Here is a 16,508-nt window from a genome sequence, read left to right on the forward strand (position 1 = left end):
AGGTGCTTGATATCCGGCCCGTTGGGGCTGGATGCAGGCACCTTTGCTGATATATACAGGGTGTTGATTATCTATACCGGGATTAAAAAGTGAGAAAAGGAGATTTGTACATATGGGGAATACGGCTTCGGGTAATAAAGGCTGTTTTATAAAACCGAAAAAAGCCTGGAGGCTTCTGAAGACAGCGGATGAAGGGAATGTAACTGCATATATATTCGGGGTCAGTGGTTCGGGAAAGACGACTCTTGTTAGCAGATATCTTGGAACACGTAAGTACATGGTGGTGGATGCCGGCGGTATCAGACCGGATGACCTTGTGGTAGAAAGCAGCAACGCAAGAAAAATAATTGTCATAGATAATCTGCACGAGCTCTCATGGGGGGATGTGGACACAGTGAGGGAGCAGATCATAGAACTCATTAGAAGAGAAGACGTATGGGTTATACTCGTTGGCCGGTGTCCGGTTCCCCCATGGCTTTCTGCTGTAAGATTTCAAGAAGGATTTTATGTGGTGGACAGCAAGCTGCTTATGTTCAGTCTGGAGGATATAAAGAAGTATGCTGAATACGCTGGATTTAGTATCAATGAGGCACAAGTGCAGAGAATGTACTATGAGACTACAGGACTTCCGCTGGCTGTGGAGATGTGCCACATCAAATACATGGAAATGGCATATACAAGCGAGATAACAGATGATATGTATAATGATTTTTCGAGACGCGTTGAGGATGAGATGTGTAATTACCTTGAGTATCATGTGTATGATAACTGGGATGTGGAAATGCAGGAATTTCTCATGGAAATATCCGTGGTGGATGAGTTTACAACAAAACAGGCTGAGATGATAACCGGAAGAAGTGACAGTGAGCTTTTGATCGAGAGGGCAAAGTGGCTTGGAAACTTTATGACCAGCCGGATGGATAAGGATGGCAATACACAATATCAACTGCAGTTTCACATGAGGGTCTCTATGCGCAGACGTCTTAAGCGGAAGTACGAGAAAGAGCGTATAAGAGGCCTGTATGAGAATGCCGGACTGTTTTACAGACTTAACGGAGATATAAGGAAAGCTCTAGAGATGTATGAAAATGCAGGAGTTACAGAGCGAATAGTTTCAATACTTGTCGATAATGCCAGACATGCGGCGAACAGTGGTTATTACTATGATCTGAAAAAATATTACCTGGAACTTCCGGATCATGTCATCGAGAAAAGTCCTGAGCTTATGTGTGGTATGAGCATGCTGCAGTCACTCCTTCTAAATCCTGATGAGAGTGAAAGATGGTACGACAGACTAAAATTATATGCAGATGAAAACCAGGGAAGTGCCAGGAAAAATGCAAAGGGGCTTTTGCTGTATCTGGATATTGGTCTGCCGCACAGAGGAAGTGTTGATGTATTAAAGCTTTTGAAGTCAGCATACACAATGGTCTTTAATAAGGAGGTAAGAATACAGGAATGGTCGGTTACATCCAATCTGCCTTCAATGATGAACGGTGGAAAAGATTTCTGTGAGTGGAGCAAGAGAGACAGAGAGCTGGCATCGAAGGTTGGCAGGATAGTTGAGTTTGTGCTTGGAAAATATGGAAAAGGCCTTGTAAATCTTGCTTTGGCGGAGAGTTTTCTTGAAAAGAGCGGAGATAATTATGAAGTGGCAACTCTTGCGGCAAAGGGCAGAATGCAGGCGGAAGCAGGAGGGAAAATAGAGCAGTGCTTTGTTGCTGATGGTATATTGGCGTGGCTGCATTTGCAGAACGGAAAGCCACAGGAGGCTCTTGAGGTTTTGAATGGAATAGAGGGAAAGGCTGAAAAAGAGGAAGGACAAAATCTCCTTCCCAATATATATGCATTTGAGACCAGATGCAGCCTGTACAGAGGAGATAGAGCCTGTGTTACAGGTTGGATGGAAAATGCTCCGGATGAAAATGTTGAATTCAGGATATATGACAGGTTTATCTATCTAACCAAAGTGAGAGTATACCTTCAAAGCGGACGGAATGAACAGGCATATTCGCTGCTGACAAAGCTGAGATATTATGCTGAGATGATGTCCCGTACGTATATAGGGATAGAATGTAGTGTGCTGATGGCTGTAGCTTTGCAGCGATTGAAAAATGATGACTGGAAAAAGGCAATGTGCCATGCTATGGATACTGCGATGGAATACAGCTTCACAAGGGTTATATCCAGGGAAGGCGCAGCAGTGAACACTCTTATAAATACCTGTGGATGGAAAGTCGAGAAAGATGGTGCTGACGACAAGGAGATAGCCGCAAGAAGGGCATATTTCAGACAACTGCAGAAGGAGACTGAGAGTATGACGAGATACTACCCCGGATATATGAAAGCGGGAGTGGATGATGTTCAGCTCAGTGAGACTGCTACAGCCATACTTAAACTGCAGGCAGAGGGGCTGTCCAGACAGAAGATAGCGGACAGACTCAACATGTCGGAGGCGAATGTAAAGTATCATCTGAACCAGGTGTACAGGAAACTCGGGGTGACTGATAAGGCCGGGGCGGTTAGGGAGGCATCTAACAGGGGACTTATCTAGTGATTGTGAGATTTGTGTTCGGTGGTGATTTACTTGAATACACCGCATGTAAAAGTTGTATATGAATGTATATAATTAGGGTGGAAAAACTTAGATTGTTGTTGTATTATGTCTATAATTATGATTACATACGAATCAGTAACGTCAGATTGAGATGAGGATAATTTCCGTATGGCATAAAAGTGTTGGTGAAGATGGCGTTTGGAACTTAGAGAATGAGCGAGTACGGACGGATTCGTATTTGACAGGTATTCAAGGAGGAATTACGACGTGAATTTTTTGGAAGAGAGAATAACTAAGGATGGAATAGTAAAGGAGGGCAATGTTCTCAAGGTGGATAGTTTCCTGAACCACCAGATGGATATACGTCTGTTTGATCAGATCGGTGAGGAGTTCAAGAAGAGATTTGAGGGAACAGAGATCAACAAGATCCTTACTATAGAGGCATCCGGAATAGGCATTGCCTGTGTTGCTGCCAGACATTTTGACGTGCCTGTTGTATTTGCGAAGAAGTCAAAGAGCATCAATATAGAGGGCGATGTGTATGTGGCAGAGGTTGAGTCATTTACACACAAGTGCAAGAATCAGGTTATCGTATCCAAAAAATTCATAAATCCGGAGGACAAGATTCTTATCATAGATGATTTCCTTGCAAATGGATGTGCGCTTCAGGGACTCATCTCCATAGTCAAGTCAGCAGGCGCCAGCGTAGAGGGAATCGGAATCGCAGTTGAGAAGGGCTTCCAGACAGGTGGTCAGGTCATCAGGAATCTCGGATATCATCTTGAGTCGCTTGCGATAGTGGACAGCATGGATGCTGCTACGGGCGAGATAAAGTTCAGGGAGCAGTAGGATCGCTGCGGGATATTTGCTGAGAGGTGGGGTATATGGGAAATAACAATTTAGAAGAAAAAAATGTTTCTATGCCTGAGAAAATTGGAGGCGTAATATTTGGCATATGGTTTGTTGCCAGTATTATAGCCGGATTTGTTGCAAGTGAGATCGGAACGGATGCTGTTATGCTTGTTGTGGGGCAGTTTTTTGCCGGGATAGTTCTTGTCATAATTCTAAAGACTCTTATTCCGATGATTAAGAAGCGAAAGCGGGGGAGCATCATCGGTATAGTGTTCATATCTGTGTTTGCCGGTGCTGCATCGGCGCTGATATTGGCGGCGTGTGCTGTGAAAGATGGCTCTTTCGCGGATAAGATAGTATTGCTCCCGGAACGGATATTGGGGAGAGAAAATTGCAATGTTGGAGCATTTTATGCAGAGATATTTGCCTGTGCATTCTTTGTGGTCAGTGCAATAACACTGCTCTCTGTGATATGTAAGAGAAAAGCGCTTGAGCGAAGATGTTCATTTACTGTGAAAGCTGTATGCCATGATGTACGTGCAGATATGAGACAGGATATGAGAGCTGGCAGAAGATATCCGGAGGCGGGAGTATTTGAATTTACATACAGGGATAAGCAGTATAAAGTGTATGAGCAGACATATGTATATGGACTGAATATAAGTAAAGGCGATGTGGTATATCTTTATATCAATCCAGAAAATCCGTACGAATTTTATCTGGAAAACAGTGGTATATTCAGCAGTCAGGCGATATGGTCAGCAGTTTTTTTGATGGTTATATCAGGTTTGATGGCCGCAGGCTGCAATTTGTTGATTTTTAGGTGAAAAAATAGCCAGGTGTATGTTCTCCAATTTGGAGAATATGCACCTGGCTGTTTCTACGTAATTTTATCTGAAACTCTTCAGCCAATTGACGAGAGAGTCGTGCCAGATATTATCTACGACTGTCTTTTTCATCTGTGCGTCAACAGGTCCGTTTCCGGCAAGCTTTGCCAGGATTGCAGCCTGAAGTTCAGGAACTGTCATGGATTCCGGAGACTTGCTCCAGTCAACTGTGATGGTTTCTGGATCAACCGGGGTGTCGGCGGCAGCTTGGGCAGAAGCGTCCTTGGCTGAATCTTTTACCTCGTTGGCGGCAGTAGTATTCTTCTCAATATCAGTAGTGTTTTTCTTAGCATCTGCAGATTCTGTAGCAGTCACAATGCCTTTGGATTCTATCTTTGGTTCAGCTTCCTTATTGCCTTTTGCATCGGTAGCTGTTTCAGATGCTGCTTTATCTTCTGTGTTGGTCTTAGCTTCGCTATCAGTCTTCGTCACAACCTTAACCGGCTTTACATCCAGGTCTGTTCCCTCAGGCACCCAGATCTCACCACTGTTTGCAGGCTGGGTTATGTTGATATGACCATCCTGTACAGATACCTTTTCGCCTGACAGGGCGCCGATGTATGCTGTGCAGTTCCCTGCTGCAAGGTGCATTCCGGCTGGGGCATCGTCGTTGTTCACTGACACGATGACACGTGTTCCGTCAAGATCCCTCGCGTATGCGAACTGTCTGTTGGTGAGCATCAGCTCATCGTAGCTGCCATATGACAGTGCAGGAACGGCCTGACGTACCTTGCCGAGTGCGGCGATGAGTGCTGTGCAAGGGTTAGTTTTTACTGAATCCTTGTAATCTTCTATATTGAGAGCTGGTCTTAAGCTGTCGTCCGAGCCATATTCCTTGCGTCCCTCAATGCCAAATTCTGAACCGTAGTATATGCTAGGCACACCCGGAAGAGTGTAGAGCAATACATGTACAGGTGCAAAATGAGCCTTATTGGTAAGCTTTGTATAGATACGCTCCACATCATGGTTGTCTACGAAGTTGTAGAGCTTTAATGTTCCCATGTTCTGGAGACGTCTTACAGTGTGCGCGATTTCAAAATAGTTGTGGTCATTGTGGCCGCTGTACAGAGCCTTGTGAAGTGTGTAGTTGGTGACACTGTGAAGAGTCTCGCCGTTTACCCAGCGGCTGTAGTCGCCGTGGATGACCTCACCCATGAGCCAGAAATCCGGCTTCACTTCATTTGCTGTGCGGCGCAGTGCCTTCATGAAATCAAAATCAAGGACGTCCGCAGCGTCAAGTCTGATTCCGTCCACATCGAACTCACTCACCCAGAAACGAATCACATCGCATATATAGTCAACGACAGCCGGATTCTTCTGATTCAGCTTGACGAGAAGGTTATAGCCTCCCCAGTTGTCGTAAGAGAAACCGTCGTTGTACTCGTTGTTGCCCCAGAAATTCACGTTGCAGTACCAGTCTTTGTAATGTGAATTCTCTCTGTTTGCCTGGATGTCCTTGAATGCGAAGAAGTCACGGCCTGTGTGGTTGAACACTCCGTCGAAGATGACCTTTATTCCCTGTTCATGGCAGTAAGCCACAAATGCTGTCAGGTCCTCATTTGTTCCGAGACGGGAGTCGAGCTTCTTGTAATCTGTAGTCTCGTAGCCGTGTCCGACTGACTCAAAGAGTGGTCCGATGTACAGTGCTGAACCGCCGATCTCCTTTATATGATCCACCCATGGAAGCAGGGTGTTTAAGCGGTGAACAGGCTCACCGTAGTCGTTCTGTTTAGGGGCTCCTGCAAGTCCCAATGGATAAATGTGATAAAATACTGCCTCATCATACCATGCCATAGTTATCCCTCCATTTTTTAAAATTAGCATTTACATTATACTAAAAAAATTAGGAAAAAGCGACAAAAAAACATGTCTATATTGCACGAACTATGGTAGAATCATTTCTGTTGAAATGGACAAAAAAATACAGGAAAGAAAATGAGTAAAGAACAAGCTAAAACAGCAAATTCAGAGCGCGATGATAATTGCAGGAATAGGCTCCCTTATCCAGATCTTCCCTAAGATCGTGCAGACGGTATTTGCTGAGAACTGTGTGGCTGTTGTATTCATAGTTGCCATCATTCTGAATCTTGTGCTTCCTAAGAACATGGATGTCCACGAGATCCCAAAGACTGAGGATGCAGAGTAGATCCAATAAAACATACAGATTATCCGAGAGGAAAACTTACAAGAGGTGTAAGTGTTAATCACAGCGTCGTTCTGATATTATGATATCAGAGCGGCGCTGCTTTTGTATTAACGTGGGCAACGAGCAAAAGTCCGTGATAGCACTCCGGCCCCATGAAAATAAGAAAGGTGAACAATATGGATAGTTTATTAAAGATAGAATCACTGAAGAAATACTATGGCAAAAAGCCAAACCAGACTAAGGCTCTGGACGGCATATCATTTCAGGTCATGCCGGGGGAGTTCCTTGGCATCATGGGTAGCAGTGGATCGGGAAAGTCCACACTGCTGAACTGTATCGCAACGGTCATAAAGCCTGACAGCGGAACCATAGAGTTCCAGGGCAAAGAGATACAGGTGCTTAAAGGTGCGAAGCTTGCGCAGTACAGAGGCAGGGAGATAGGTTATCTGTTCCAGAACTTTGAACTTCTGGACAATCTAACAGGCAGAGAGAACATTATGGTTCCGTTGTCAATACACGGTGTATCCGAGGATGAGAGCAGAAGCAGATTGGAAAAGCTTTCATCATATCTGGAGATAGATAACGTGCTTGACAAATTCCCGTCGCAGATGTCTGGTGGTCAGAGACAGAGGGTTGCGGCCGCCAGAGCGCTCATACTTAATCCGGGGATCATTCTTGCGGACGAGCCGACCGGAGCACTCGACTCAAGAAATGCAAAGGCACTCATGGAGAAGCTGTTGGGACTGAACAGGGATGACAACACTGCCATACTTATGGTGACCCACGACTCAAATGCGGCCAGCTTCTGCAAGAGGATACTCTTCATACAGGATGGCAGGATATTCCATGAGCTCAGAAGAGATATGGAGAGAGAGTCGCAGCAGGAGTTTTATGAGAGGATACTCAAGCTGATGGCGCAGATGGGAGGAGGCAGCGCAAATGTTCTTTAAACTCGCAATGAGGAACAGCAGGAGAAGCAGGAAAGAGAATGGTCTGTTCTTCGCTTCGCTGGTTGTGTCCATAGTGGCATTTTATATCATATTGGCGCTGTCCCATCAGGATGTGATGATATTCCTGAGAAGTCTTGAAAGCGATGCGGTGAACAGTCTTCTTCAGATAGCGGCGGTGTTCTATGTATTTTCACTGGTCATGTTGTTCTTTCTTATATACTATGCAAGCAAATACCAGCTCGAACGACGGAGGCACGAATTTGGAATGTATATAATGATGGGGATGAGAAGATCAAAGCTTTTTGCCCTGCTGATGGCGGAGGATCTGGGCAGCAGCGTAGTGGCTCTGCTCATCGGACTTCCTATAGCGATCCTGGTGTCTGAGGTGGTCAGCCTTCTCACAGCCAGACTGGTAGGTCTTGGCGTTATAGGTCATCACGTATCATTTTCACTGCAGGCAGTCATACTGACAACTGTTGGATTTGTAGCGATAAAGCTTGCAGCATTTCTCATACTGAGCGGTAAGCTTGCAAGAAAGCAGATAGGCGATCTCCTTGTAGATACACCGGAGACAGAGAAGAAACAGCTTCCGGCTCCTGTGTATGGTGTGAGTGCAGTCTTCGGTCTTGTTGCGCTGGTCATTGCATACTGTCAGGGAATAGGCGGCTATTCGTGGATCAGCGTAAAATATATGGCGGTCACCATAACACTGGGATTTGTTGGCATGTTCCTGCTGTTTTTCGGTCTCAGGCTCTTTGTTGATGCACTGGCCAGACGTGCAAATGGCTCAAAACCACTTGCTGTGTTCGGTTTCAGGCAGATACACGAAAATGTAGTAACAAAATCTGGAACGCTTGCAATAAGCTCGATACTCATACTCGGCGCTCTGTGCTGCTGCGGTTCGGGCGTTGGCATATGTATATCCAGACAGAATATGTATCATGTGCTCGATTATACATTTGCCTCATATGGGGATGACGCTGAGGCGGACAGCAGGAATATCCGCGCGAAGCTGGAGGAAGCCGGCGTGTTGGAGGATTTCTCGGACGTATTCGATATGAAGCTTGGTTATATAAAGATGGGTGAAAATGAGTCCCATGATGATGCTGTGAACGTGGGGAATGTCATATCTGAGCTTGAAAAACTCAAAGCTTCAGAGGACAGGGATGTGCTTATAAATAACATGTCTTACATGACATACCCTTACCTGATCCAGGAGAGTGCGTACAACAAGGTGCTTGAGGCTGCGGGAAAGGAGCCTTTGGAGCTCGGAGAAAATGAACTGGCACTCTATACGGATTTCTTTACTGATTACCGCGGGGGTTTACTGAATGAGGTATTGGCAGAGAGTCCGGAGGTGGATGTAAGAGGAGATGAGTATCATCTGATCGGAGAGGTCCAGACCACGAAGATCGTGACAGATTCATCGATAACCCTGTCGTTCGGACTTATCGTGGACGATGATACATTTACCAGATTGACAAATGACAATTACGAGTTATATGTAAACGCCATTCTCAAAAAGGATATCGTGGACGGTAAGGGCCTCATGAAAGCCATAATGGATGAAAATGAGAAGCTTGACGGCATAGATTTTGAGAGCATAAACGCTGATTGCGAGAGTTATCTGCAGAACATAGGAAGAAATATGTTCTACACGGTGGCTGCAGGATATATAACGCTTTATCTGGCGGTGGTGTTCCTCATAATTGCAAATACCATAATCGGTGTTCAGTTCCTGATGGGACAGAGAAAGTCCGGCAGAAGGTACAGAACCCTTGTGAAGCTTGGCGCGACATACGAAATGCTCTGCAGCTCAGCAAACAGACAGGTGGGCTGGTATTTTGGAATCCCGGTTGCCGTGGCGGCGGTCAGCAGTATATTCGGTGTGCGTGCTCTGCTCACGGGAATTCTGTCAGAATTCATGCGCGGCAGAGTGAAACAGATACTTATCATAGCTGCGGTTATGATAATTCTGTTGTGTGTGGTAGAATATATCTATATGACAGCGGTGAAACGCTCAAGCAACAGATATCTCATGGCGATGATGACACCGGAAAGGGTTGAGTAAACGGTGAAGTGTGTGATGGTGGTTGAGGACGATGTCCTCATGTGCGATGAACTTCTGGATATGCTGACAAAGGCAGGATACAGGGCAGTTAAGCCAGATGGATTTGACAACATAATAGAACAGATACTGGACATGGCTCCGGATATTCTTCTGCTGGATATCAATCTTCCTGGCAGGAGCGGCTTTGACATATGCCGGGAGATCAAGAGGCGGAGCTCTGTCCCTGTGCTGGTTCTCACATCGAGGGACCAGCTAAAGGACGAGCTCCATGCGCTGGAACTGGGCGCTGATGAATTCCTCACGAAGCCATGTCGCCGTGAGCGGCTTCTGGCCCGGGTGGCAAATGTGCTCAAGAGGTACGAGGGCAGACAGAACCTGATCGAAGGAGAAGGGTTTCTTCTGGACACTCAGACATACACTCTGTATATAGATGGGAGATCTGCGGTGCTTCCACAGAATCAGGGACGTATATTTGAAACACTTATGACAAGCGGAGGAGATGTCGTGTCTAAGGAGAAGCTTTGTGAGGCAGTGTGGGGCACATCGGAGTATATAGATGAAAATGCCCTGCAGGTGAATCTTACAAGACTCAAAAAGACAATGGCGGGACTGGATATGAAGGCAAAGATCATAGCTGTAAGAGGCGTTGGATACAAGCTTGAGTAATTGAGAGAATATGAAAAGATTTGGACTTGTTATAAAACAGAATATTGTCTGGCTTGGTCTGCTGCTTCTGACGGACGTGGCGTTCTGCTTCTTCATGTGGCTTGTGGCGCCAGAGGCATTTGTCAGAATAAGGGTGCTGGTTGGCGTGTTCACTGTGATACTGTTCGCGGCGGTGTGCTCGGTGCTGTGTATAAAGGACAGGAAGAAGATTGAGGCGTTCAGGAGATTTGTCACTGCCCCGGATGAACAGAGCGAGATAGAAATGAGGAGCCTGTGCGGGGCTTCTGAACAGGAATATGTGAGCGTGCTGTCGGAGGAGCTTCACGATCTGAGAGATTCAGTGATGCAGAGTGGCAGACAGCTCAGGGACTATCAGGAGTATGTGGAGAACTGGGCACATGAGATCAAGACCCCCATCTCTCTGCTGACATTTGTGGTGGACAACAGGAGAGATGAGCTGCCTCGTAATGTTGTGACGAAGATGGACAATGTGACCAGCCAGATGCAGAACTATGTGGATCAGATGCTCTACTACGCCAGACTGAAAAGCGATTCCAAGGATTATCTCATGGAGAGCGTAGATGTGGAAGAATGCGTGGATGAGGTGATAGCTGACTACAGATCACTGCTTGAGGAGAAGGGCATACGGGTCAGAAAATGTCTTGAGAACGGAACAGTGTACAGTGACCGCAGGGGATTGCAGTTTATACTCGGTCAGCTTGTGAGCAATTCCATGAAATACACAAATGAACAGCCGGAGATATCATTTGACTTCTGGACGGCGGGCAACAAAAAGCTGCTGTCCGTGAGTGACAATGGCATAGGTGTAAAGAGCTGTGACATGCCATACATATTCGAGAAGGGTGTCACGGGTGATTCGGGTGAGAACAGAAAGCGTGCAACGGGCATGGGACTGTATCTTGTCAGTGAGATGGCGCATGATCTGGGTATCACAGTGACGGCAAATTCAAAGTGGCAGAATGGATTCGAGATAGTACTTGAATTCCCGGATGTGGAGACAAAGATATAAAAGTGAGGAGGCAGATACAGTGTTGTGCGTATCTGCCTCCTCACTTTTTACCGGGATATTTTATAATAAATTTATGAGTGACGGTCTGTTAATAATCACTTTGATATTTTATAATGTAAGCATTGGCTGTAATTTAGTTGACGGTGCAAAGTCAGTTTAAGTGGGCTGAGGCTTGACATGCAGCGCCAGCCATTTGCCGAAGGCAAATTTTGCATGGCTGGTGTTCAATGGAAAGGAGAATATAATTATGGAGATCAGAAAAGCGGCAGCAGAGGATTTTGATATTGTATTTGATTTTATAGAAAAATTATGGACATATAATACATATGACAGGGAAGAAATACGCAAAGTATATATGGACGTTATAAATGACGAACGCAGCTTTGCGTTTTTATTATGGGATGAAGGCATTTGCAGGGGCATGTGCCATGGAGACTATTTCAATACATTCTGGATGTCGGGACTCACATGCTATGTGTCAAGCCTCATAACAAGAGAGGAGGACCGCGGCAAGGGATATGGTGTGGCACTTCTGGATCATGCAAAGGAGCTTGCAAGGCAGAGGGGATGCAAGGCCATCACCCTTGATTCCGGACTTCCGAGGACAGGGGCACATGGATTCTACGAGCACTATGGCTTTGAAAAGAGCTGTTATGGCTTTGAACTGACGATATGATTATCTGCAGAGATTTGAAAGGAGACAAAATATGTGTACAGCAGCGACATATAAGACAAAGGATTTCTATTTTGGAAGAACGCTGGATTATGAATTCTCGTACGGCGATGAGATCACCGTGACTCCGAGAAATTATCCGTTTGAATTCAGATATATGGGCAGGAAGGACAACCATTATGCCATGATAGGAATGGCACATGTGGCAGGCGGTTATCCTCTCTACTATGATGCTATAAATGAGAAGGGCCTTGGAATGGCAGGCCTGAATTTTGTTGGAAATGCAGTGTATCAGGAAGCGGATGAGAGTGGTGAGAGGGACAATGTAGCCCAGTACGAGTTCATCCCGTGGATACTCGGAAGCTGTGCCAGCGTGGGTGAGGCAAGGGTAGCTCTGGACAGGATGAACCTGACCGGCACACCATTTTCTGAGCAGCTTCCTACAGCGCAGCTCCACTGGATCATTGCAGACAGAAATGGAGCTATAACTGTAGAGTGTATGGCAGATGGGCTGCATGTGTATGAGAATCCGGTTGGGGTTCTCACGAACAACCCGCCATTTCCTCAGCAGATGTTCCTGCTCAATCAGTATATGGGGCTGTCACCAAAGCAGCCGGTGAACACATTTGCCCCGGAGGTGGGACTTGTCACTTACAGCCGTGGCATGGGGGCCATAGGACTTCCGGGAGACCTGTCATCCACGTCGAGATTTGCCAGGGTGGCATTTGTAAAACAGAACAGTATGTCCGCAGATTCAGAGGCTGAGAGTGTGGGCCAGTTCTTCCATATACTTGGCTCTGTGGATCAGCAGAGGGGCTGCTGCGAGGTGGCAGCGGACAAATATGAGATCACCATATACACGTCCTGCTGCAATGCTGACAAGGGAATATACTATTACAATACCTACGAGGGTCATCAGATAAATGCAGTGGATATGAACAGAGAGGATCTGGATAGCAGTTCGCTTGCCAGATATCCGCTTATCCAGGGGGAGAATATCAATTGGCAGAACTGATGTATATGGCTTACAAGGGAGAAAGGATGCTGTATGAGTAAAAGCAAGGTTACGATAAAAGAAATAGCGGATATGGCCGGGGTGTCCATAGCCACTGTATCACATGTTATAAACAGGACAAGGTATGTAAGACCTGAGCTTGTGGATAAGATAGAGAAGATCATAGTAGAGACCGGATATCAGAATAAGATAGCAGATAAGGAGAGAAAACTGCTGGTTGGCCGGGAGTCAACTATCGTTGCGGTCATCCCGAATATAGAGAGTACGATATACAGAGATGTGGTAGCTTATGTGAAGCAGCTTGTCAGTGTACAAGGATATCAGTTCCTTGTGGCGATAACAGATAATGATCTCAAGGAGGAGGCGCAGGTGCTTGCCGGACTTCTGGTGAACAAGAAGGTTGCGGGTATCATACATGCGCCGGTGAGCGATGTGGCATCTAACTACACAAAGCTCATACAGTCGGGTGTTCCATTTGTCTGTGTGGAGAGAAATATACTCGGTGAGGGAATAGATTCCGTTGAGTTCAGGGATCGTGAGGCGATATTCAAAGGGGCGGATTATCTGTTGTCCAGCGGACACAAGAATGTATTGTTCTTCCGGGAGAGCACGGACAGCACGACGAAGGACGAGAGGACCAGGGGCTTTTTAAATGCGCTGGAGAAGTACAACATCAATACAAATGATGCAAATATAGTGGATGTGACCCTGGAAAATGGCGAGGATGACTGTATGCTCGTCATCCAGAAGGCGCTCCGCAGGTACAGGCCGACCGCGGTCCTTGCGGGAGGCAACAGAATAACGCTCTATCTCATGAAGACGCTGAGAGATATGGGAATCGACTGTCCGGGAGAGATATCTGTGGTTGGGTTTGGTGATGAGAGCTGGTCGGAACTTACATATCCTCCGCTTACCATAATCAGAAGAGATGTGAAGGGCTTAAGCGCCAAGGCAGTTGGAATGCTTTTTGAGAAGATCAACACAGGTGCGGCCATATCCCATGACTGCTATGCCGATGTGGAACTGGTTGTCAGGAAATCCACCAAGATGCTGGATAATGGACCATTTGGAGATAAGGCAGCTGCCCCGGATTCCGTGGTGCTGACGAAGGAGGAAAAACAGAGGCTGAAGGCAGGACATTTCAGAGTGGCCATATCATTTCATTATACCGGTACGTCCTGGGCGGAGCTCCATGAGAAGGGTATCCGAGAGGAGCTTGAGCAGTTTGGAATAGATGTGGTGTCGGTTATGGATGCACACTTTGACTCTGAACTTCAGAATGCACAGCTCGATGGAATAAGGCTTCAGAAGCCAGACGCAGTTATAGCTATTCCGGCGGATGATAGTCGTACCAGAGAGAAGTTTCAGGAGCTTTCCAAGGTGTCAAAGCTGGTGTTCATAAGCAATGTTCCGGATGGCATGTCCAAGAACAGCTATGTGTCCTGTGTATCAGTAAATGAGTCGGAGAACGGAACGAACACTGGAAGAATGCTGGGGGAATACTGCAAGGAGAATAAGAAAAAAAAGGCAGGCTTCATTATTCATGGGGCGGCATTCTATGGAACAAGAGTCAGAGATAACGCTGCCGAGAGAATAATCAAGGACAGTTATCCTGATATTGACATAGTTACGATCAGGAGTTTTGGAGAGATATCCAATGCATATCAGGTAGCCAAGGATGTGATAACTGCCAATCCTGAAATTGAGGCAATGTATGTGAGCTGGGATCGCCCGGCACTTCTGGCTATAAAGGCACTTAAGGAGCTTGGCAGGGAGGATGTGGCGGTGTTCACAACTGATCTTGACCATGGTATAGCCCGGTGCATGGAGGAAGGAATAGTCAAAGGACTCAGCACACAGAGACCATACGAGCAGGGAAGGGCGGCCGCGGCAGTCGTTGCCAAGTCCCTGGTAAGTGAAGAACAGCTTCCAAAGTATGTGGGAGTTCAGCCGTATCAGGTCGAGCCAAAACAGCTCAGGCTTGCATGGAAGGAAATCTTCCATGAGTCCATGCCGGACAGACTAAGGTGATATGACATCTTTAGTTAGTCCGTGCCGGACAGAGTTAGAAACTGTATCTTTTTATCTAAAAAAGAATCCGTTAGAGAGAAAATTGTATCTTTCTGGCGGATTTTTTGCGTTTATACACAAGACCTTGGAAGATTGTATCTTTTTCGCCTGAGAAGTTCCCAAGGATACAATTTTGTGTCCAAGTTGCTGTAACCACACCCAAAAGAGAAAATTCCCGGGGAAGTGGTACCGGAGACAAAGGACAAGATTACAAGATACAAGGTGACAAGTAACGGGTGTCAATCATACACTACAAATCCCATAAGTATGACATATCGTAAAATATTTACGTAAAAAATAATAAAACACCTGCGAACCCTATAATGCAATCGAGCGTTATTTGTGCATAATGCCGAATAAACAATAAATAAAACACTTAATATTGACAATAACCGACAAAGGTTATATCATCAAAACATGCAAGGGACGAAAAACAGTTTAAAATTTACGTAAATTAAACCGGTTGTAAACAGTTTTTCGACAACGAGTTAGCAAAAAAAAACGCATGATATTGGAGGTAAAAATTATGAGAAGATTTAAAAAGTTATTAGCAGTTGGAGCATGTCTGTGCATGTCACTCAGTTTACTGGCAGGTTGTGGATCAGGATCAGGAAACGCTTCGGGCAACGGTTCATCTGAATCAGGTACAAAACAGGAGAGCACAAAGTCATCTGACCTTTCATTTGCATTCTGTACAAACACACTCAACAACACATTCCAGAGTTCGATCGATGCAAAGCTCAAGGAACTCTGCGATGCGAACGGAATATCATATACATGTCTTGATCCTGACTACGATCTGAACACACAGCTCAGCCAGTTATCAGACGTGGCAAATAGTGGATACGACGCAGTGTTCATCATCCCGGTTGATTCAGCAGGTATCACATCAGGTCTTGCAGAGATCAAGGATGCAGGAATCCCAATCTTCAATGTAGATACAGCAGTTATCGAGGATGACATAGAGAACTTCGTAACACAGTTCGTTGGAACAAATGCTTACATGGCAGGACAGCTTGTCGGTGAGCAGATGGCTAAAGATTATCCGGACGGAGCAGACATTGCGATCCTTGACTTCCCATCAAATGAGAGTTGTGTAGACCGTGTAAATGGTTTCCTTGACGGACTCGGTGATAACAAGGATAAGTTCAACATCGTAGCACAGCAGGATGGCGAGGCAGCACTTGATGCATCTATGAGCCTTGCAGAGGATATCATCACAGCAAACACAGATCTTCAGGCATTCTTCTGTATCAATGATCCTTCAGCACTTGGCGCTGCAGCAGCAGTTAAGGCGGCCAACAAGACAGGTCAGATTGGTGTATACAGTATCGATGCTTCACCAGATGGCAAGAAGGCACTCCTCGACGGCGAGTTCACAGCAGTTGCATGTCAGGTTCCTGTACAGATTGCAGAGTATGCATTCAACGCAGCACAGAAGTATGTAGGCGGAGACACAACCATCGACGAGAAGAAGGTATATCTTGATTCACACCTCGTACTCAAGGATGAGGCTGAAAAGACAGTTAACGACTGGCAGTAAGGCCGGATCGAAGCCGGCAGTAACAGCACGGGGCTGCCCCCGGCTGGA

At 46.0% G+C, this 16,508-nt stretch carries 13 protein-coding genes; 12 read left to right on the forward strand and 1 reads right to left on the reverse strand.

Features of this window, described 5'->3' with window-relative positions; translation table 11 throughout:
• Window positions 1-112: 112 nt before the first annotated feature.
• The 3 genes from DW159_RS12090 (at window position 113) to DW159_RS12100 (ending at window position 4,236) form a co-directional block, all read left to right on the forward strand.
• Window positions 113-2,554 carry a LuxR C-terminal-related transcriptional regulator gene (locus DW159_RS12090; RefSeq protein ID WP_117551091.1) on the forward strand — a complete coding sequence of 814 codons (2,442 nt, stop codon included), beginning with the start codon at window positions 113-115 and terminating at the stop codon, window positions 2,552-2,554.
• A gap of 270 nt (window positions 2,555-2,824) precedes the next feature.
• A complete protein-coding gene (locus tag DW159_RS12095) occupies window positions 2,825-3,406 on the forward strand; it encodes a xanthine phosphoribosyltransferase (RefSeq protein WP_117551093.1) in 582 nt (193 codons plus the stop codon).
• A 35-nt stretch (window positions 3,407-3,441) separates the two neighbouring features.
• A complete protein-coding gene (locus DW159_RS12100; protein ID WP_117551094.1) occupies window positions 3,442-4,236 on the forward strand; it encodes a hypothetical protein in 795 nt (264 codons plus the stop codon).
• Between the two features lie 63 nt (window positions 4,237-4,299).
• Here the strand turns inward: DW159_RS12100 and DW159_RS12105 are convergent, their stop codons facing one another.
• Window positions 4,300-6,090: an alpha-amylase family glycosyl hydrolase gene (locus DW159_RS12105; protein WP_117551097.1), complete on the reverse strand. Its 1,791-nt coding sequence runs from the start codon at window positions 6,088-6,090 to the stop codon at window positions 4,300-4,302.
• 181 nt (window positions 6,091-6,271) lie between these two features.
• Between DW159_RS12105 and DW159_RS12110 the strand changes: the two genes are divergently transcribed.
• The 9 genes from DW159_RS12110 (at window position 6,272) to DW159_RS12150 (ending at window position 16,460) form a co-directional block, all read left to right on the forward strand.
• Window positions 6,272-6,442: a hypothetical protein gene (locus DW159_RS12110; RefSeq protein ID WP_158547610.1), complete on the forward strand. Its 171-nt coding sequence runs from the start codon at window positions 6,272-6,274 to the stop codon at window positions 6,440-6,442.
• A gap of 176 nt (window positions 6,443-6,618) precedes the next feature.
• Window positions 6,619-7,392, forward strand: coding sequence for an ABC transporter ATP-binding protein (locus tag DW159_RS12115; protein WP_117551099.1), 774 nt, complete (start codon window positions 6,619-6,621; stop codon window positions 7,390-7,392).
• Window positions 7,382-9,463 (forward strand): FtsX-like permease family protein, encoded by a 2,082-nt coding sequence (locus DW159_RS12120; RefSeq protein WP_117551101.1) that lies wholly within the window; start codon window positions 7,382-7,384, stop codon window positions 9,461-9,463. Before DW159_RS12115 ends, DW159_RS12120 begins: the two co-directional genes overlap by 11 nt.
• A 15-nt stretch (window positions 9,464-9,478) precedes the next feature.
• Window positions 9,479-10,129 carry a response regulator transcription factor gene (locus tag DW159_RS12125; RefSeq protein ID WP_117551103.1) on the forward strand — a complete coding sequence of 217 codons (651 nt, stop codon included), beginning with the start codon at window positions 9,479-9,481 and terminating at the stop codon, window positions 10,127-10,129.
• 10 nt (window positions 10,130-10,139) lie between these two features.
• Complete coding sequence (locus tag DW159_RS12130) at window positions 10,140-11,159, forward strand: sensor histidine kinase (protein WP_117551105.1); 1,020 nt, start codon at window positions 10,140-10,142, stop codon at window positions 11,157-11,159.
• 247 nt (window positions 11,160-11,406) lie between these two features.
• A complete protein-coding gene (locus tag DW159_RS12135) occupies window positions 11,407-11,835 on the forward strand; it encodes a GNAT family N-acetyltransferase (RefSeq protein WP_117551334.1) in 429 nt (142 codons plus the stop codon).
• A gap of 31 nt (window positions 11,836-11,866) precedes the next feature.
• Window positions 11,867-12,847: a choloylglycine hydrolase gene (gene bsh / locus DW159_RS12140; RefSeq protein ID WP_117551107.1), complete on the forward strand. Its 981-nt coding sequence runs from the start codon at window positions 11,867-11,869 to the stop codon at window positions 12,845-12,847.
• A gap of 33 nt (window positions 12,848-12,880) precedes the next feature.
• Window positions 12,881-14,878: a LacI family DNA-binding transcriptional regulator gene (locus DW159_RS12145; RefSeq protein ID WP_117551109.1), complete on the forward strand. Its 1,998-nt coding sequence runs from the start codon at window positions 12,881-12,883 to the stop codon at window positions 14,876-14,878.
• A 565-nt stretch (window positions 14,879-15,443) separates the two neighbouring features.
• A complete protein-coding gene (locus DW159_RS12150) occupies window positions 15,444-16,460 on the forward strand; it encodes a sugar ABC transporter substrate-binding protein (protein WP_117551111.1) in 1,017 nt (338 codons plus the stop codon).
• Window positions 16,461-16,508 lie beyond the last annotated feature (48 nt).

Origin of the sequence: Coprococcus sp. AM14-16, from assembly GCF_003434675.1 — a bacterium.
GTDB lineage: Bacteria > Bacillota > Clostridia > Lachnospirales > Lachnospiraceae > Coprococcus > Coprococcus aceti.

Excerpts from the sequence above, each read along its gene's own strand:
- DW159_RS12090 (WP_117551091.1), top strand. The coding sequence starts at position 113 with ATGGGGAATACGGCTTCGGGTAATAAAGGCTGTTTTATAAAACCGAAA.
- DW159_RS12100 (WP_117551094.1), top strand. The coding sequence starts at position 3,442 with ATGGGAAATAACAATTTAGAAGAAAAAAATGTTTCTATGCCTGAGAAA.
- DW159_RS12105 (WP_117551097.1), bottom strand. The coding sequence starts at position 6,090 with ATGGCATGGTATGATGAGGCAGTATTTTATCACATTTATCCATTGGGA.
- DW159_RS12110 (WP_158547610.1), top strand. The coding sequence starts at position 6,272 with ATGATAATTGCAGGAATAGGCTCCCTTATCCAGATCTTCCCTAAGATC.
- DW159_RS12115 (WP_117551099.1), top strand. The coding sequence starts at position 6,619 with ATGGATAGTTTATTAAAGATAGAATCACTGAAGAAATACTATGGCAAA.
- DW159_RS12120 (WP_117551101.1), top strand. The coding sequence starts at position 7,382 with ATGTTCTTTAAACTCGCAATGAGGAACAGCAGGAGAAGCAGGAAAGAG.
- DW159_RS12125 (WP_117551103.1), top strand. The coding sequence starts at position 9,479 with ATGGTGGTTGAGGACGATGTCCTCATGTGCGATGAACTTCTGGATATG.
- DW159_RS12130 (WP_117551105.1), top strand. The coding sequence starts at position 10,140 with ATGAAAAGATTTGGACTTGTTATAAAACAGAATATTGTCTGGCTTGGT.
- DW159_RS12135 (WP_117551334.1), top strand. The coding sequence starts at position 11,407 with ATGGAGATCAGAAAAGCGGCAGCAGAGGATTTTGATATTGTATTTGAT.
- bsh (WP_117551107.1), top strand. The coding sequence starts at position 11,867 with ATGTGTACAGCAGCGACATATAAGACAAAGGATTTCTATTTTGGAAGA.
- DW159_RS12145 (WP_117551109.1), top strand. The coding sequence starts at position 12,881 with ATGAGTAAAAGCAAGGTTACGATAAAAGAAATAGCGGATATGGCCGGG.
- DW159_RS12150 (WP_117551111.1), top strand. The coding sequence starts at position 15,444 with ATGAGAAGATTTAAAAAGTTATTAGCAGTTGGAGCATGTCTGTGCATG.